The sequence below is a fragment of the Flindersiella endophytica genome, assembly GCF_054779015.1.
Genome location: NZ_BAAGYY010000027.1, coordinates 205,607 through 222,866, shown reverse-complemented (window position 1 = coordinate 222,866; position 17,260 = coordinate 205,607). Strand labels below are relative to the sequence as shown.

Annotated in this window: 19 protein-coding genes; 14 read left to right on the top strand and 5 right to left on the bottom strand. The window is 69.3% G+C overall.

The features are described 5' to 3' along the window. Nucleotides 1-57: 57 nt before the first annotated feature. The 6 genes from ACYVF6_RS33370 (at nucleotide 58) to ACYVF6_RS33345 (ending at nucleotide 4,679) form a co-directional block, all read left to right on the top strand. On the top strand, nucleotides 58-1,686 hold the full coding sequence (locus ACYVF6_RS33370) for a CYTH and CHAD domain-containing protein (RefSeq protein WP_460527044.1): 1,629 nt from the start codon (nucleotides 58-60) through the stop codon (nucleotides 1,684-1,686). Further along, nucleotides 1,683-2,456 carry a ParA family protein gene (locus ACYVF6_RS33365; RefSeq protein ID WP_460527042.1) on the top strand — a complete coding sequence of 258 codons (774 nt, stop codon included), beginning with the start codon at nucleotides 1,683-1,685 and terminating at the stop codon, nucleotides 2,454-2,456. Before ACYVF6_RS33370 ends, ACYVF6_RS33365 begins: the two co-directional genes overlap by 4 nt. Before the next feature lie 54 nt (nucleotides 2,457-2,510). Next, nucleotides 2,511-2,690: a hypothetical protein gene (locus tag ACYVF6_RS33360; RefSeq protein ID WP_460527040.1), complete on the top strand. Its 180-nt coding sequence runs from the start codon at nucleotides 2,511-2,513 to the stop codon at nucleotides 2,688-2,690. 166 nt (nucleotides 2,691-2,856) lie between these two features. After that, a complete protein-coding gene (locus tag ACYVF6_RS33355) occupies nucleotides 2,857-3,672 on the top strand; it encodes an ANTAR domain-containing protein (protein ID WP_460527038.1) in 816 nt (271 codons plus the stop codon). Nucleotides 3,673-3,743: 71 nt separating this feature from the next. Beyond that, nucleotides 3,744-4,160 carry an ATP-binding protein gene (locus tag ACYVF6_RS33350; RefSeq protein WP_460527036.1) on the top strand — a complete coding sequence of 139 codons (417 nt, stop codon included), beginning with the start codon at nucleotides 3,744-3,746 and terminating at the stop codon, nucleotides 4,158-4,160. Between the two features lie 39 nt (nucleotides 4,161-4,199). Continuing rightward, nucleotides 4,200-4,679 carry an STAS domain-containing protein gene (locus ACYVF6_RS33345; protein WP_460527034.1) on the top strand — a complete coding sequence of 160 codons (480 nt, stop codon included), beginning with the start codon at nucleotides 4,200-4,202 and terminating at the stop codon, nucleotides 4,677-4,679. A gap of 48 nt (nucleotides 4,680-4,727) precedes the next feature. Here the strand turns inward: ACYVF6_RS33345 and ACYVF6_RS33340 are convergent, their stop codons facing one another. The 4 genes from ACYVF6_RS33340 to ACYVF6_RS33325 all read right to left on the bottom strand — a co-directional run bounded on the left by ACYVF6_RS33340 (nucleotide 4,728) and on the right by ACYVF6_RS33325 (nucleotide 8,404). After that, nucleotides 4,728-5,108: an STAS domain-containing protein gene (locus ACYVF6_RS33340; protein WP_460527032.1), complete on the bottom strand. Its 381-nt coding sequence runs from the start codon at nucleotides 5,106-5,108 to the stop codon at nucleotides 4,728-4,730. A gap of 117 nt (nucleotides 5,109-5,225) precedes the next feature. After that, complete coding sequence (locus ACYVF6_RS33335; protein WP_460527030.1) at nucleotides 5,226-7,202, bottom strand: potassium transporter Kup; 1,977 nt, start codon at nucleotides 7,200-7,202, stop codon at nucleotides 5,226-5,228. Between the two features lie 97 nt (nucleotides 7,203-7,299). After that, entirely contained in the window at nucleotides 7,300-7,701 is a 402-nt protein-coding gene (locus tag ACYVF6_RS33330) for a hypothetical protein (protein WP_460527028.1), read from the bottom strand. A gap of 13 nt (nucleotides 7,702-7,714) precedes the next feature. Beyond that, the gene (locus ACYVF6_RS33325; RefSeq protein ID WP_460527026.1) at nucleotides 7,715-8,404 is read right to left on the bottom strand and encodes a GntR family transcriptional regulator; all 690 of its coding nucleotides are present in this window, start codon (nucleotides 8,402-8,404) and stop codon (nucleotides 7,715-7,717) included. Between the two features lie 71 nt (nucleotides 8,405-8,475). On the opposite strand from ACYVF6_RS33325, the gene ACYVF6_RS33320 reads away from it, so the two are divergent. From ACYVF6_RS33320 to ACYVF6_RS33295, 6 genes are all read left to right on the top strand, one after another. Then, on the top strand, nucleotides 8,476-9,360 hold the full coding sequence (locus ACYVF6_RS33320; protein WP_460527024.1) for a dihydrodipicolinate synthase family protein: 885 nt from the start codon (nucleotides 8,476-8,478) through the stop codon (nucleotides 9,358-9,360). A 14-nt stretch (nucleotides 9,361-9,374) separates the two neighbouring features. Next, nucleotides 9,375-10,250 carry a helix-turn-helix transcriptional regulator gene (locus tag ACYVF6_RS33315; RefSeq protein WP_460527022.1) on the top strand — a complete coding sequence of 292 codons (876 nt, stop codon included), beginning with the start codon at nucleotides 9,375-9,377 and terminating at the stop codon, nucleotides 10,248-10,250. 48 nt (nucleotides 10,251-10,298) lie between these two features. Continuing rightward, nucleotides 10,299-10,526 carry a hypothetical protein gene (locus tag ACYVF6_RS33310; protein ID WP_460527020.1) on the top strand — a complete coding sequence of 76 codons (228 nt, stop codon included), beginning with the start codon at nucleotides 10,299-10,301 and terminating at the stop codon, nucleotides 10,524-10,526. Then, entirely contained in the window at nucleotides 10,523-13,228 is a 2,706-nt protein-coding gene (locus tag ACYVF6_RS33305) for a beta-N-acetylhexosaminidase family protein (protein WP_460527018.1), read from the top strand. Before ACYVF6_RS33310 ends, ACYVF6_RS33305 begins: the two co-directional genes overlap by 4 nt. A gap of 81 nt (nucleotides 13,229-13,309) precedes the next feature. Continuing rightward, entirely contained in the window at nucleotides 13,310-14,200 is an 891-nt protein-coding gene (locus tag ACYVF6_RS33300) for a hypothetical protein (protein ID WP_460527016.1), read from the top strand. A 43-nt stretch (nucleotides 14,201-14,243) separates the two neighbouring features. Then, nucleotides 14,244-14,738 (top strand): YbaB/EbfC family nucleoid-associated protein, encoded by a 495-nt coding sequence (locus ACYVF6_RS33295; protein ID WP_460527014.1) that lies wholly within the window; start codon nucleotides 14,244-14,246, stop codon nucleotides 14,736-14,738. A gap of 27 nt (nucleotides 14,739-14,765) precedes the next feature. Here ACYVF6_RS33295 and ACYVF6_RS33290 read toward each other — a convergent pair whose 3' ends face one another. Next, the gene (locus ACYVF6_RS33290; protein WP_460527012.1) at nucleotides 14,766-15,455 is read right to left on the bottom strand and encodes a hypothetical protein; all 690 of its coding nucleotides are present in this window, start codon (nucleotides 15,453-15,455) and stop codon (nucleotides 14,766-14,768) included. A gap of 92 nt (nucleotides 15,456-15,547) precedes the next feature. On the opposite strand from ACYVF6_RS33290, the gene ACYVF6_RS33285 reads away from it, so the two are divergent. Beyond that, complete coding sequence (locus ACYVF6_RS33285) at nucleotides 15,548-15,859, top strand: hypothetical protein (protein ID WP_460527010.1); 312 nt, start codon at nucleotides 15,548-15,550, stop codon at nucleotides 15,857-15,859. 62 nt (nucleotides 15,860-15,921) lie between these two features. Further along, nucleotides 15,922-17,229: an aspartate aminotransferase family protein gene (locus ACYVF6_RS33280; RefSeq protein WP_460527008.1), complete on the top strand. Its 1,308-nt coding sequence runs from the start codon at nucleotides 15,922-15,924 to the stop codon at nucleotides 17,227-17,229. The last annotated feature ends 31 nt before the right edge of the window (nucleotides 17,230-17,260 follow it).

Sequence of the window (17,260 nt, the reverse complement as noted above, 5' to 3'; positions counted from 1 at the left end):
CTACACTGACCGCCGCCCGCCCCCGTATGCCTTTCCCTTACACCTGGAGCTCCACCCATGCCGAACCCGACCTGCCCGCACACGTTGCGGTGGCGCGGCCGGCCGACCCGCGGTGATGGGGCCGCGGTGTTGGCCGGGCTCGAGCCGCTGAACGAGCACTACGACCTGTCCGCCGGCGCTCGCCGGACGCGGACGGCGAGTTATCTCGACACCGTTGACGGGCGGTTGCGCAAGCGCGGGCAGTTGCTCAGCCACGAACGGGCCACCGGTCCGGGCCGTCTGGTGCTGGTTGACGGCGAGGCGATCGTCACCACCGGGTTGACCGAGGTGCCCGAGTGGCCGGCGCGCGTCGAGGAGTTCCCGCCGGGTGACGTGCTCGACCGGGTGGCGTCGGCGATGTGGGTACGCGCGGTGTTGCCGATCGCCCGCAGCCGTACGACTTCGCGCGAGGTCGCGGTGCTCAACGAGGACGGCAAGACCGTCGTACGCCTCGACTGGGTGGAGGTCACCGGCTCCGAGCCCGTGCGGACGGAGCCGCTCGCGCAGGTGGTGGTCCGGCCCGTGCTCGGCTACCAGCGAGACGCCGACAGGGTACGCAAGGCGCTGCTGGCCGCCGACGGGTTCGAGGAGTCCGGCACGACGGCCGAGGACGAGCTCGTCCGGACGGCGACAGCGGCGATCGAGCCGCCCGGCCGGCCGGCGATCACCGCCGACCAGCCGGCCGGGCTGGCGATCGCCCTTGCGCTGCTGGGATTCGCCGACGCGATCGCCGCCAACGTCGACGGCGTGGTCGACGACATCGACACCGAGTTCCTCCACGACCTGCGCGTCGCCGTCCGCCGCACGCGCTCGCTGCTCAAGCTCGCCGGCGACGTCCTGCCGCTCACCGAGGCACAGCTCGCGCGTTATGCCGCCTCGTTCAAGTGGCTCGGCGACGTCACCACGCCGACCAGAGACCTCGATGTATACCTCCTCGAGATCGACCAGCTGGCCGGCAAGCTCGTCGTGGGCGAGCCCGGCGACCTCGAGCCGTTCGCCGCGCACCTGCTCTGGCAACGGCAACGCGAACAACGCAAGCTCGCGCGTACGCTGCGATCGCAGCGGTTCGCCAGGCTGCTCGACGGCTGGACCGCCTTCCTTACCGAGGTTGTCGAAACCGAACATCCGGTAAGCGCGGAAGACACCGAAAACACCGAAGGCGCCGAAACCGCGCAGCCCACCGAGCCCACCGAGCCGGCCACCACCGCCGCCGGGCAGCTAGCGGCCCAGCGGATCCGTCACATGGTCAAGCGCGTCGGACGCCGCGGCCGCGTCCTCACACCCGGCTCGCCCGCCGAGCACATCCACGCGCTTCGCAAGCGGTGCAAGGAGTTGCGCTACCTCCTCGAGGTCTTCCGGCCGTTGTGCGACCATGCCGCCCACCAGGCCGTCGTCAAGGAGCTCAAGCAGCTGCAGGACGTCCTCGGCTCGTTCCAGGACGGCGAGGTGCAAAGCGAAGGCCTGCGCATGTTCGCCGAGCAGATGCTGCAGAGCGGCCGCCCACCGGCCGCGACCCTGCTGGCGATGGGCGAGCTCGCAGGCCGCTTCGGCGACCAGCAGAAGCAGGCGCGCCAAGCCTTGACCGATCGGGTGGAACGGTTCGTCAGCGCCAGGAACCGGCAACGAATCGAGGCGCTGCTCCCATGACGAAGGCAATGAAGACGATCGCCTCGTACAACATCAAGGGCGGGGTGGGCAAGACCACCGCGGCCGTCAACCTCGCCTATCTCTCGGCACAGAGCGGCCGCCGCACGCTGCTGTGGGACCTCGACCCGCAAGGCGCGGCGACCTACCTCTTCCGCGTCAAGCCGCGGGTCAAGGGCGGCAGCACGCGCCTCGTCCACGGCAAGCGCCCGATCGACGCCGCGCTCAAGGGCACCGACTTCGAGGGCCTCGACCTGCTGCCCGCCGACTTCACCTACCGCAACATGGACCTCGACCTCGCGGCGTCCGGCTCGAAGGGCGAGCAGGCCGCGCGCACGCTGGGCCGCCTGCTCGCCGGCCTGGCCGGCGACTACGACGTGGTGTTCCTCGACACACCGCCCAGCCTGTCGCTGGTGTCCGAGAACGTCCTGCACGCAGCCGACCTCGTGGTGGTGCCGATCATCCCGACGGTGCTCGCCTTGCGTACGTTCGACCAGCTGACGGGGTTCCTGGACGGCTTCGACGGCCGCCGCCCGGACGTATACGCGTTCTTCTCGATGGCCGATCGGCGAAAGCGCCTGCACCGGCAGATCATCGCCGAGTTGCCCGCACAACGGGAAGGGATCAGCGGCACCGCCATCCCGGCGCTGGCCGTGATCGAGCAGATGGCCGTCGAGCGCGCGCCGCTGCCCGCGTACGCCCCGAACAGCCCGGCGGCAAAGGCGTATCGCACGCTGTGGAACGAGATTGCCGGCCTCATCAACGCCACGTGACCGACTAAGGTTGCACGCCGAGAAAGCCATCTCATTGGGAGGATCGGAACACCCGTGCAGCAGTCCATCACGTTCGACACGCAGGTCGATGACAGCCTCGACGTCGCCCTGGCCGTCGCGTACGCCTATGGCTACGACTCCGTCGAAGAGCTCGTCGCGGCATCCGCCGAAGAAGCCGAGGAGGCCGACGAGGCTGACGAGGTTGACGAGGAGGAAGAGGCCGAGGTCGCCTAGCGGCGAGGTCTGGGGCTTGAACCGGCGAGCAGGCCAACCGGTGTGTCCGGGTTGGCCTGCTCCTTCACGTCCGCCGCCGTGTGGTGACGTGAACGGCGGGTACTTTGGTGTTCCGATGGGCTGGCAAGTCGGCTGGTTCGCGGGAAACCCGAGAGGACGAGCCGGCATGAGCGATGGCTCTTTTCGACGTGCGAACGGTGATCCCGCGGAGATCCTGAGTGAGCTTTCGCGTGCTCTGTCCGATACGCACGACATCGCCCGTCTTCTGCAGAACCTCACCGACCTGGCCGTGCACGTCCTGCCCGGCGAGTTCGAGGCGAGTATCACGATCCTCGGCGAGGACAAGCCTCGAACGGCCGCCTACACCTCCGAGGCACTGCTGCCGATCGACGAGATGCAGTACTCCTTCGGCGGTGGGCCGTGCGTCGAGGCGGCGCGCACCCGGATGCCCCAGCGAGTCGACGTGGAGAAGGCCGCGGACCAGTGGCCCGACTTCGCCGAAGCGGCCAAACAGGCCGGACTGCTGGGATATCTCACCTCTCCGCTGATCGTCGGTACGGAGTGCGTGGGGGCGTTCAACCTCTACAGCGCCCGCACCGACGAGTTCGACCGGCTCGACGAGGCGTTGCTGTCCTTGTTCGTGACCGCCGCACTGGCCGCCGTCGTGAGCACGCATCGTTCGGCGCGGGCCAAGGCGCTGGCCGGGCAGTTCGAGGAGGCGATGCTCACCCGCCAGTACATCGGCGAGGCCACCGGTGTGCTCGCCGAACGGCACGGAGTCGGTCTGGACGCTGCCTTTGACCTGCTGGTCCAGCAGTCACAGCACAGCAACGTCCGGCTCCGCGAGGTGGCGTTGCAGGTGAGCGGACGGGAGATCCCGCCGCCTGCAGCCCATGACGGGCGACCGGCTGCTGACGGTCAACCGAGCGGTGACGGGTCGGTGACTGTCCGGCACCGGTCAGGCTCAGGCCCACGTGCGTAAGCCGCCGGTCCGGGGGTATGCACCGATTCTTGCTGTCCACCCAAGGGGGAACGGGACAGATGTACCACGCCATGGCGGTTCGGGAGATAAACACGAACGAGGCTGCGAAGGTCGAGTCCGCGACGGAGCTGGAGCCGGAGTCTGGCGCTCCGCGCAACGGGCGACGTTTCCTGCGCGCCCTGCTGTCGAAGCGGGCAACGGCCGAGCAACTGGAGGCCGCGGAGCTGGTGGTGTCCGAGCTTGTGACGAACGCCGTCCGGCACGTCAGCACTCCCGGCCGGATCCGACTCGAGATCGGCTTGCTGCTGGACCGGTCCGTCTATGTCGCAGTCACCGACAGCTCGCAGCGGCTTCCCAGCCTGCGGTGGGTCGATCCACACAAGGATGCCGGCGGCTGGGGCCTGCATCTGGTTGCCCAGCTCAGCCGGCGATGGGGTGCGGATACCCTGGCTGCTGGCAAACGGGTCTGGTCCGTCATCGCTGCATAGCGTGACGGGCACGGTCTCGCCGGCTCCCGCGGAGATGAGATGAGACGGTTCGAGGTGCAGGTCGAGCAGTTGGCCGGCGCGCTCGTGATCAGGCCGGTGGGCGAAGCCGACTTCGCCACCGCGTCGATCTGGCGATCCCAGATGCTCGCCGCCATCGACGGACTGTTCCATGACGTGTCCGCCGGCGTCGAACTCCCCGGAGCCCAGGCTTCGGGCGCGGGATACACCGGCGCCGGGTTCGCCCGAACCGACCTTCCCAGCACCGGCCGCTCGGGCGACGGCAACTCCGGCGCGAGCTGGCGCCAGTTCCGGGTGATCCTCGACCTGACCGAGTTGAGCTTCATGGACTCCTCGGGCCTGCAGGTCCTCATCATCGGCTACCGCCATGCCGTACGCGCGGGCGCGTACTGCTGCGTGGCCGGCGCCACGCCTGCGATCGCCTCCCGGATGAGCGTTGCCGGGCTGACGCCCTACATCCCCGGCTACCCGACCGTCGCCGAGGCGCTCGATCACAGGTGAGGCGCACGCCTCGACCGCCGGCAGATTCGTCATCCCGGCCGCCCCGGCTCATCCGGATGCGCGATCGGGGTTGCGCCGCGCCTTGCAGGCGGTCAGTGCGGTGTCGAGGTCCGGATGCGAGACGAACGCCTCGGCGGTTCCGGTCAACGCGAGCACCCGTTTGGGCGTACCCGAGACGCCGACCAGCACGAACTCGACGCCCAGCAACTTGGCGCGGCGGTTGCTCACGAGCAACGAGCCCAGAGCGGCGCAGTCGAGGAACGAGACCTCGGTCAAGTCGACAACCACGCAGTCCGGGCGCCGGGCCACCTCGACCAGCAACCGTTCCTTCAACTGTGGCGCGACGGCGAGGTCGAGCTCACCGCACGCCACGACAACCCTGACCGATCCCGCGTCGTACGCGGAAATCCAAGCCCCATGATCGTCCACGAGGTCCTCGCCCTCCCAGCAGGCACACCCGACCAAAGCGGCCGCGCTGCTGGACCTCTACCGGACTATTGTCGCCATGGATCGCCGTCAAACCAACCTGGCCGGTCTCGGCAAGAGTCAGACCTCGATGTGCGAGCCCATGATGACGGTGCTGCCGCGGGGCAGGTTGAAGAACTCCGCGGCGTCGGCGGTGACGTACGACGTCGCGATGAACAGGCGTTTCCGCCACGGCGCCATGGTGTGCGCGGATCCGCGGCGGAGCTCGATCTTCGACAGGAAGTACGACGCCTGGTCGAGCTGCAGCTGACCTTCGGTCGTGTCGGGATCGAGCCTGGCCAGCGCGCCGGGAATGTCGGGGGTCTCCATGTACCCGAACCGCGCCGTGACGTGGATGATCCCGTCGTCGGCGTAGCCGAGGTCGTTGACCGCGATCTGCTGGTCCACGGGCACGCGGGGCACGGGCTCGGTCTCGATCGACAGGATGATGACGTGCTCGTGGCGTACATGGTTGTGCTCGACGTTGGCCCGCAGTGCCAGCGGCGCCGTCCGCATGCCGCGGTTGAGGAAGACCGCCGTGCCCGGCACCTGCTGGACCTCGATCTCCCGGCCGCGTAGCTCGTCGATGAACTCGTTCAGCGTTCCTTCGTGCCGTTCGCGTTCGGCCGTGACGATCTCGCGGCCCTTCTGCCACGTGATCATGACGGTGAACGCCGTGAGGCCGATCAGCAGCGGGAGCCACGCGCCGTGGACGAGCTTGGTGAGGTTGGCGGCGACGAACAGCAGGTCGATCGCCAGCAGGAAGCCGGCACCGATGCCGAGCAGCCACAGCGGCGTGCCCCACTTGCGGCGGGCGACGAAGAAGAACAGCGTGGTCATGATCGTGATCGTTCCGGTCACCGTCATGCCGTAGGCGTACGCGAGCGCGGCCGAGCTGCGGAACGCGAACACCAGCGTGAGCACCGAGACCAGCAGCAGCCAGTTGATCCACGGCACGTAGATCTGCCCGATCGTCGACTCCGACGTGTGCGCGATCCGCAGCCGCGGCAGGTAGCCGAGCTGCGCGGCCTGGGACGCGACGGAGTAGGCGCCGGTGATCACGGCCTGCGCGGCGATCACGGTGGCCGCGGTGGCCAGGACGACCAGCGGGATGCGGGCCCATTCCGGCGCGAGCAGGAAGAACGGGCTGGAGATGTGGGCGTTGTCCTGCAGGACCAGTGCGCCCTGACCGAAGTAGCTGAGCGTCAGCGCCGGAAGCACCAGGCCCAGCCAGCCGCGCGTGATCGCCCGCCGCCCGAAGTGCCCCATGTCGGCGTACAGCGCCTCGGCGCCGGTGACGGAGAGCACGACGGCGGCGAGCGCGAAGAACGCGATGCCGGGATGGCCGGCGACGAAACCGACGGCGTACGTCGGCGACAGCGCGGCGAGGATCCCTGGGTGGTGGGTGATGCCCCCGATGCCGAGGACACCGATCGTCACGAACCAGACGATCATCACCGGGCCGAAGATGCGCCCGACCGCGGCCGTTCCGTGCTTCTGCACGAAGAACAGGACGATGATGATCACCGCGGTGATGGGCACGACCAGCGGCTCCAGCGAGGGGGCGGCGACCTTGAGGCCCTCGACCGCCGACAACACCGAGATCGCCGGTGTGATCATGCTGTCGCCGAAGAACAACGCCGCGCCGAAGATCCCGACGCCCGCGAGGATCAGCGCGGACCGCGAACGCCGGCCGTTCTGGGTGCCCCATCGGCGCAGCAGCGTGATCAGCGCCATGATGCCGCCCTCACCGTCGTTGTCGGCGCGCAGGGCCAGCAGGATGTAGGTGAGGGTGACGATGATCATCACCGACCAGAAGATCAGCGAGACCACGCCGAACACGTTGTTCTCGCTGACGGGCACGGGATGCGGATCGGCGGGGTTGAACACCGTCTGGATGGTGTAGATGGGGCTCGTACCGATGTCGCCGAACACCACACCCAGCGCCGCCACGACGACAGCGAGCCGTACCGTGTCGCGCGCCCGGGACCGGTCAGGGTCCCCCGCCTTGATATGCGCTTCGTCGTCGGACGTCGTCATCGGCTGCTCATCACCCACGAAGATCCTCCTCAGCCGCCCGCGGCGGAACCAGGCACCCCCGCGCGCTGCTGTCGGAGATTACGCCAACCCGCCATCAACACCGCAGGTCGGGACGTCAAGGTTGGGTAAGGAACGGACCGAAAGCGCCGCTACAGGCCTTCTTCGGACGGTTGGCAGGCCTGGGCGCTGAGCCCGCCGTCGACGGCGAGGGTGTGGGCGAGGGTGTGGGCGGCGATGTCGGCGCCCGGCGCCACCGCGTTGACCCGGATGCCCTGCGGCGCCAGCTCCAGCGCCGCCGCTCGACCTCGTCCGCGCCCTCGATGCCGGCCGGCAGGCCGACGAGCAGCTCCGACAGCGTGCGTTCCAGCTCCGGCACCTCGACGTGATAGCGCGGCAGGTGCTGGAAGTCCGACATCTCGCCGAGCCCCACCAGCCCGTCCGAGGTCGACAGCTCCACGATCACGTGCCCGCAGACCAGTCCGGTCGTACGCGGAGTCGCCACCGGCGTCAGCCGCACCCCGTGAGTACGGTCACGAAGGATCACCGGCCGCGAGCGACCGCAGTGCCCCCTCCGCCGACCGCTCGATGTGCTCCCGCAGCAATCGCGCCGCGAGCGCAGCGTCACCGGCTTCGTACGCCGACAGGATCGCGGAGTGCTCCTGCCACTCCGAGTCGTACGTCGCGGACGCCCGCCAGCCCGCCGTTGCGATGAATGCGTTCAATCCCTGCAGCTTGTCGAGGAAATCGACCAACAGTTCGTTGCCACACCCGGTATACAACTCATGATGAAACCGCCGGTTGACCAACCCGAGCTGCGCCGGCTGCCCGGTCTCGAGCAGCGCCGCAGCCTCTTCGAGCGCCTGCCGGGCGCCAGGCGAAGGCCGGGCGCCTCGCGCAACGACAGCCTGCCGCACCGCCTCCGGCTCGACGACCGAACGCGCGCCCGACACGTCGCGCACCGTGGCGGCGTCGAGCGTGCGCACGCTCATGCCCTGGTAGGAGTTGGCGACGACCAGCCCGCTCGACCGCAGCTGCTTCAGTGCCTCCCGGATCGGCGTCTTCGACACGCCGAGCCACGCCGAGAGTTCTCGCTCGACCAGCGGCGCACCCTGTCGCAGCCGGCCGTCGAGGATCGCCTCCTGCAGCGCGTCGCGCACCCGGTCGCCGCGCGAGATCGGCTGCTCCAGCGAGAGCCGTTCTTGGCCACCCACTACTGCCATAGTGCGATGCTAGCATCGTGGTATACCACTATCGCACGGCCGCCACTGAGGAGACTCGAGGAGATGAGCCAGTGATCGACGGCGTGGTCGCGGTCCTCGTGACGCCCTATCTCGACGGGACGAACGCCGTCGATGCCACCGCCCTGATCGACCTCACCGGCCGGCTCGAGCAGGCGGGCATCCGTGTGCTCACAGCTCTGGGCAACACCGCCGAGGTCCACCAGCTGACGTCTGCCGAACGCGAGATCGTGCTGTGCGCGGTCGCGGCCGGCCGGCGGGACGCGGCCCTGATCGCCGGCCTGGCCGGCAGCCTCGGCAGTGCCCTCGACGACGCCGAACGCGCCCACGACCTCGGCTACGACGCCGTCATGGTCCACGAGCCCGCGGAGCCGTTCGGCGACGGCGGCGGTGTCGCGGCCTATTTCCAGCAGATCTGTGAGCGCGTCGAGCTGCCCGTCGTTCTCTACGTTCGCACCACGAGGCTCAGCAAGGCCGCCCTGGCAGAGTTCGCCGCGCGCAAGGAGGTCGTCGCGGTGAAGTACGCCCGCCCTGACCTCACCACGCTGGCCGAGCTGCTCGACGAGGGCGCGGCAGACCACTGCACCTGGATCAACGGCTCGGCCGAGGCGAAGGTCCCGGCGTTCGCCGATCTCGGCCTCACGGCCTTCACCTCCGGCATCGCCAACGTACGCCCGGACCTCGCGCTGGCCGTGCGGCAGGCGGTCCTGGCCGGCGACCGGCCGCTGCTCAACAAGCTGATGGAGCTGATCACGCCGGTCGAGGCCCTGCGCACCGAGGAGCACGGACGTTACAACGTCGCCGTCCTCAAGGAGCTGCTGAGAACGACCGGCTTCGAGGCCGGCGGAGTCCGCCCACCGCACTCGCCGTTGACCCCCGCCGCCACCGAAAGCCTGCGCGCCGCGCTGGTCGCCTGGCCCGTGGAAGGGCTCCGGTAACCATGCCCGGCTCGGTGACGAAGGACCGCCCGAGAGCACCGGCACCGGCCGCCGGGGCCCACGGCGACGAGCTCTGGTCCGACGTCACCCTGGTCGCGTTGCGTGCGAACCTCCACCACCACGAGCCCACCTGGCGGCTCGACCCTCGCGTGCTGCCGAACCACCAGGTCTGGATCATCCTGGCCGGCACCGGCCGGGTGTCCGTCGCCGGCGCCGAACACCCGTTGCGGGCCGGCGCCGTCGCGCTGGTGCCGCAAGCGGTGCCGCACTGGGCGGAGCACGACCCGCGAGATCCGCTCCGCAGCTACGTCCTCCACTTCGAGGCCCGGATTCTCGGCGAGCACGCGCCACAGGCGCTCGCGGCGTTGCCCGTGCTGCTGTGGCCGGAACCAGAGATCATGCGGGAGCTCCAGGCGGCCGCGGCCATCATGAGCCGCGAGGTGGGCGACCGCTCACCGGAGCACGTCCTGCTGGCGAACGCGGCGATCACCCGCCTGTTCGGCCTGCTCTGGTCGGTCGACCGGGCCGGCGACTCCTCGACCGTGTCGCCGGCACACGCGAGGCTGGCTCCGGTGCTCGCCTACGTCGCGGATCACTTCGCCGGCCCGCTCACCCTGGCCGAGCTCGCGATGGTGGCCGGGGTGAGCCCGACCCATCTCTGCCACTTGTTCAGTGACGCTGTTGGGCTGTCACCGCTCCAATACCTCCAGCGCTTCCGGATGCGGCGAGCCAGGGCCCTGCTGGAGACCACCGATCTCGTCGTGGCCGACATCGGCAGGCGCGTGGGCTTTGCCGACCCGGCCTACTTCAGCCGTGCGTTCCGCCGGCTCGAGGGCATGACGCCCAGCCGATATCGCGAGCTGCGAACGCAAGATCGTCCTGGCGGATAGCAAGGCAGTCTCTGGCCGGCGTCTCCGCGGCTTCCTAACGTGACAGCCATGGAGTCACCGGTTCAACCGTCTGGGCGGGCCTTCGTCCTGTCGGCCGGCGTGCTGCTCACAGCCTCGGCAATGGCGGGTTACCGCTTCCTCGAGACCAGCCCGACGACGAAGCGCACGCCGAAGGGCAGCGGCGCCGGCGCCGGCCAAGCCCACCCACGTGACCTGGCTCGACCGGCCGGCCGGACCGGACGCTCGGAGGCGATGAAGAACGTGGAGACTTCGTGACAGACGTACGCATCGCCCACCACTCCGACGCCTCCGCGCGGGTCCGTCACGGCGTGGACCTGCTCGCCCAGGCGTTGCGCGAGCAGGGCCTGGAGGTGGGTTCGGCCGATCCGCCGGCCGGTCCTGGCGACCGCCCCGAAGGCCCGACGGTCTACGTCGGCAGCCGGTCGAGCTCGACGCTGGTCGCCGAGCTCGAGCAGGCCGAGGTGTTGCTCTACACCACACCCGAGCCGGGGGCGGACGGGTTCTACCTGTCGAGCCTCCCGGGTGGGCTGACCGTCGTGACCGGTGGCAACGACACCGGTGTGCTGTACGGCTGCCAGGAGCTGGCCCGGCAGGTCCGCCGGGCGGGTGGGCTGCCGCGCGACCTCGACCACGGCGAGACGCCTGACCTCGCACTCCGCGGTCCGGCGATCGGCCTGCAGAAGACGACGGTCGAGCCGCCGCGGCAGACCTACGAGTACCCGATCACGCCGGACCGCTTCCCGTGGTTCTACGACCGCGAGCACTGGCTGAGTCTCCTGGAGACGCTGCTCGAGCAGCGGGCGAACGTGGTCTACCTGTGGAGCGGGCACCCGTTCGCCTCGTTCGTCCGGCTGGACGAGTATCCGGAGGCGCAGGAGGTCACCGACGAGGAGCTGGCACTGAACCGCGAGGTGCTGCACTGGCTCACGATCGAGGCCGACCGGCGTGGCATCTGGGTGGTGCTGAAGTTCTACAACATCCACATCCCGCTGCCGTTCGCCGAGTACCACGGCATCCCGCTGCGACAGCCGAAGCCGACGCCGCTGGTGGCTGCGTACACCCGGGCGGCGATCGCGGCGTTCGTCGCGGAGTACACCGCGATCGGGCTGTACGTCTGCCTGGGCGAGGCGCTGCAGGCCGATATCTACGGCGCCGACTGGTTCGCCGATGTGATCCTGGCCGGCGTGTCCGACGCCGTGGCGGCGGCCGGACTCGCGGAGCCGCCGCCGGTGATCGTCCGGAACCACGCGGTCGACCTGCGGCCCGTACTGGAGAAGGCGTTGCCGCGCTATCCGCGGCTGTTCACCGAGGCGAAGTACAACGGTGAGTCGCTGACGACGCGCAGCCCGCGCGGCAAATGGCAGGCCACGCACAGGTTTCTGGCGTCGCAAGGCAGCGCTCACATCGTCAACGTCCACATCCTGGCGAACCTGGAGCCGTTCCGGTATGGCGCCGTGTCGTTCGTCCAGCGGTGTGCGCAGGCGATCAAGCACCGGCTCGGAGCGGGCGGACTGCACCTGTATCCCTTGTTCTACTGGGAATGGCCCTACTCACCGGATCGTGCGGAGCCGCGGCTGCGGCAGCTGGACCGGGACTGGATCTGGTACGAGGCCTGGCATCGCTATGCCTGGCAGGCGGACCGGCCACCGGAGGCGGAACGGGCGTACTGGGTGGACCGGCTGGCGGCTCGGTTCGGCGGCGCGCGGGCCGGCGCGGCGGCGCTGGACGCGTACGAGGCGATGGGGCGGATCGCGCCACAGCTGGTGCGGCGGTTCGGTATCACCGAGGGCAACCGGCAGACGCTGAGCCTTGGCATGCTGATGGCGCAGCTGACGAACGCCGCGAGGTTCCGCCCGTGGGCCGACCTGTGGGACTCGCATGCGCCGCAGGGCGAGCGGCTGGAGCTCTATGTCGCCCGCGAGATCGCGGGGGAGCCGCACGTCGGCGAGACACCGCTGGACGTGATCGCGGACGTGCGGCGGCTGGCGGACGAGGCGTCGGCCGCGATCGCACGTGGGGCGGACGGGGTGTCGGCGAACGCCCCGGAGTACGAGCGGCTGCGTACCGACGTCGAGGCACTCGCGCTGCTGGCCCGGTTCTACGCGGAGCGGGTGTCGGCGGCGGTTGACATCATGACGTACCGGGAAACCGGCCACGGCGATCTCGGCTTGCTGCGGGCGGCCGTGGCGAAGGTCTCGGCGAGCGTGGAGGCGTATCGCGAGCTGGCGGACCTCACGGACCGGACCTACCACTACGCCAACTCGATGCAGACGCCGCAACGCAAGGTGCCGTTCCCGGACGGCTCGGCGTACAGGCACTGGCGACAGTGCCTGCCGGAGTACGAAGCGGAGCTGTCCAACCTGCGGCGGAACGTCTCGTTGCTCGAACGTGGTGAGCTGCCGCCTGCCCTGCGGGCTGTGGACGGGCGTCCGGAGCCGTACCAAGCGGCGGAGTTCGAGCTGCACACGCCGTCGGCGGAGACGTTCACCGTCCGGAAGGGAACGTCGGTGTTCGCCGACAGCGACGGCAACATCCGCCGGCTGGCCGAGGAGCTCGACGGCCTGCGCGGGGTCCGGATCCCGCGCCGTGCGGGATACGCCGGGGAGGTGGCGCTCGAGATCTCGCTCCCCGCGCCGGCCACGATCCTGGTCGGCTACTTCAACGATCCGGAGCCGGTCTGGCTGCAGGTCCCCGACCTCGAGACCGACACTCACGCCGACGCCCGCGGCGGCCTGGAGCCCGTTCTCCGCAACGCGATCGGCGTCGACTTCCTGCCGCCGGTCGACATCCACGCGTTCCGCTACGAGGCCGGCCACCACACCCTGACCCTCGGCCGCGGCGCCTACGTCCTGGCCGGCGTGGTCGCCGCGAATCAGCTTCTGCCACCACGCGTGGTCGTCCACGCCGAAACCACCGCCGACACCCTCGACTGGCTCTACGAGGATCCGGAGGAATGACGTACGGAGCTCGGCGCACCGTTGTCCACAGGCCGGGCTTTGGCCCGCTGAGCAGGCAAATCAGGCTGCTACTCTCGTCGAATGGGCAACAACTACGACTCGATGGCCAGTGGCCTGTCCAGTGGCAAGGCGCTCGGCGAAACCGCGTTCTACACCTGCCTCGTCGCCTGCACTGTGTGGCCCGAGCTGTTGCAGCCGATTCCGGCTGCCAAGAGCGGCATGCTGATGAAGCAGATCGAGTCGATGGCCGGCAAGATCCCGAGGGCCAAGAACACCATGAACCTCCCCGGCGGCAGCTACCTCGGCGGCCTGTCCGGCCACGCGTCGTTCCAGGACATCGCGACCAGCGTGCCGATCCGGCTTCGGCTCATCGTCACCGACACCGGCCAGATGCTGCGCGCGTGTTCAGAGATCGACCAGTCGGCTGAGGAAGGCCGCCGTTACGTCGAGGCGCTCAACCATCACTACTACAGCATCTCGCCCGACGTCTGGAACCAGAACGACCAGAAGGCCTACTCCGAGCGGCTCCGCAAGGACCGCGACGCCGCCGTCAACACCGCCTGCCTCGCTGAGGAAGCCGCGATGATGACGGCGATCATCGCGACGCTGCGGTTCGCCCAGCACGCGATCTCCGCCGCCCTGTGCGGCGTTCTCGCAGCCGGCGCGGCGGCGTTCTGGGTCGCGATGTGCATCCCGTTCGGCCAGGGCGTGGCCGCCAGCATCCGCAGTGCGCTGACGCCCGTCGCCAACATGCTCCCGAGGATCATCCAGATCATGGACGAGGCGATGACCATGGCCGGGCTGGCCCACGCGAGCCTGCTCGGCGTACGCACGCTCCAGGCCGGCATCAGCGACGAGATCCGGCTCGACGACGGCGGCGGCCTGAAGGACCTCCTTGGTGCCGGCGGCGACACGATCGGTGACATCGCCGACAAGTACCTCGACAAAATCAAGATCTGGGAGAAGATCTGACGCGTACGTCCGCCAGGGACGTACGTGCTGATAGGAAAAGGCTATGTCGCAAGATTTCAGTTTCCTCGACCTTTCGCGAACCTCCGACGAGGTCAGGCAGGACCAGGAGCAGCGCCTGGCCAAGATCCGGGAGATCCAGGAAGCCACCGTCTCGGCCGTCGGCCAGGCGGCCAGCGAGGACGAACGGATCAAGGTCAGCTTCACCGAGGCCGAGGGCGTACAAAAGATCGAGCTCGACCCGCGCGCGCTGCGGTTGCCGTCGGACGAGCTCGCCACCGAGATCGCGCGGTTGGTCAACGACGCCCGCAAGGACGCCCAGCAGCAGATTCAGCGGCTGATGCAGGATTCCGCGCAGGACACCGCGGTCGACCCGCAGGAGTTCCTGCAGAAGATGCCCGAGATCGAGCGGTCCATCGGCGATCTCATGCAGGAGACGCAGACGATGACCACCCAGCTGATGGACATGGTCGAACGCATGCGGATCAACGGCGAGTCGATGACCAGCACGCGCCGGCCCGACGACGAGCGCGACCGCTGAGCCGCGAGCCGGCCGCTCGCTTCCGCGTCAAGACCTGCTTGGCGGGTTCTTCACCTTGCGCCACAGCAGGATGAGGACGATGCCGTTGACCACGAAGACGGCCAGGGCGGGCACGACCAGGATGCTCGGCTCCAGGAACCAGAAGTAGTCGACGGCGAGGAACGCGACGAACTCCAGCACGCCCAGCGCGCCGAAGATCCGCCGCAACCGGCGCCGGCTGCGAAACCGCGACGTCTCCGACCGCAGTTGCGACGGCTGGATGGTCTGCTGGGCCTCGAACGGCTGCTGGTGACTGGCCTGCACCGGCAGCGGCAGCATGAGCAGCTCGGCGGCCTCCGCGTGCCGCTGGGCCGGAGGCGCCGGGCTGCGCAGGATGCCGCGCAGTGCGTCTGTGTCCTTGCCGAACGCCGCTGCCAGATCCTTCACCGCCGAGTCATCGCTGCCGTCGGCGCGGAGCTCGGGCGAGCCGGGCCGATAGTACGACAGGCCGAACCCGTCGCCTGCGACGTTCGCCGTCACCACCCGGGCATCGAGGAACTCGCTGAGCAACGGCGCCACGCTCGACGCGGTCCGTCCGGTGACCACCACGGTCGACCAGACCTCGGCAAGATGGGCTTGCGGCGCGATCACCTGGCCGTTCCAGCCGGCGGCGATCGTCCGCAGGGCGTCGTCGACATTGTCCGCCGTCGCGCGTACGTGAAGCAGCGAGTAGTCCACGGGCTCACATCGTAGTCAGGACCGGCGAGGTTATCCACAGGGCGGCGTCGGCGGCCGACGTCGATCTGCCGAGAAAGCGGTACGCTCCCAACGTGGGTGAGACGAAACTTATCGACCGGGACTTCGTCCGGAATCTCGGTAAAGGCATTCAGCGCTCGGCCGACGAGAGCCTGCCGCAGGCATCCAGGCTGGCCGGACAGGCCGCCGACTCGATGCAGTCCGCCGGGCAGGGCGGCGGTATCGCCGTCGCGGCCGTGTTCTTCTTCGCCTGCGAATACACCGCCAACGCCTGGGCGCGGAAGCAAGAAGACGCCGAGACCGTCAACGACGCGGCGCAGCGAATCGCCGACAACTGGCAGGCGACCGAGGAGCACTACGGCCGCATGCCGGGGTCCGGCGAGTGACGTTCGGCTGACGAGCACGCTGTCCGCCTGGACGGAAAGCTCGGCCTCTACAGTCGTCGGGTGTGGACAGCTTCTGGGATGACGTCGACCGGCACATAGTCCGTTACGGCGCGGCGTTCACGCCGCGGGTGATCGAGCGAGCCGCGGGCTCCTACGTCTACGACAGTGACGGTACGGCCATCCTCGACTTCACCTCCGGCCAGATGAGCGCGGTGCTGGGGCACTCGCATCCCGACATCGTGCGCGCGGTCTCGGAGTCGGTCGCCACGCTGGACCACCTGTTCAGCGGGATGCTGAGCCGGCCGGTCGTCGAGCTGGCCAAGCGGCTGGCGGCGACGTTGCCCGCCGGTCTGGACAAGACGCTGCTGCTGACGACCGGAGCGGAGTCCAACGAGGCGGCGATCAAGCTGGCGAAGCTCTACACCGGCAAGTACGAAGTCGTCTCGTTCGACCGGTCGTGGCACGGCATGACGTCCGGCGCCGCGGCGGCAACCTTCTCCGCCGGGCGGCGAGGCTACGGGCCGACGCTGCCCGGCAACCTGACCTTGCCGACGCCGAACGCGTACCGCTCGCCGTTCCGGCGCGCCGACGGCTCCTACGACTGGGAAGCCGAGCTGGAGTACGGCTTCGCGCTGGTCGACCAGCAGTCGACGGGTGCCCTGGCGGCCTGCCTGGTCGAGCCGATCCTGTCGTCCGGCGGGATCATCGAGCTGCCGCTGGGCTATCTCGCGCGGCTCTCCGAACTGTGCGCCGCGCGCGGCATGCTGCTGATCGTCGACGAGGCCCAGACCGGCCTCGGCCGTACGGGCACGTTGTACGCCTTCGAACGCGACGGGGTGGCGCCCGACATCCTCACGCTCTCCAAGACGCTCGGCGCGGGCCTGCCGGTGGCGGCCGTGGTGACCAGCGCGGAGATCGAACAGGTCTGCCGGGACCGCGGCTTCCTGTTCTTCACCACCCACGTCTCCGACCCGTTGGCGGCGACCGTGGGGCTGACCGTCCTCGAGGTCATCGAGCGCGACGACCTCGTCAAGCGCGCGGGCGTGCTGGGCGAGCAGCTCCGCTCGCGCCTGCTGGACCTGCGCGATCGGTACGACGTGGTCGGTGACGTGCGGGGCCGTGGGCTCCTGCAGGGGATCGAGCTGGTGGCCGACCAGGCGTCCAAGGCGCCGGCGGACGCTCTCGGCCAGGCGGTGACGGCCGCCTGCCTGGAGCGCGGGCTGCACCTCAACATCGTCCAGCTGCCGGGCATGGGCGGGATCTTCCGGATCGCGCCGCCGCTCACCACCAGTGACTCCGAGCTCCACGCCGGTGTCGACATCCTGGAGGCCTCCCTTCGGGCGGTCCTGGCCGGCGGGCCCGGAAAATAGTTGGGCTCAGCGGCTTGCCTTAGAGCGCACT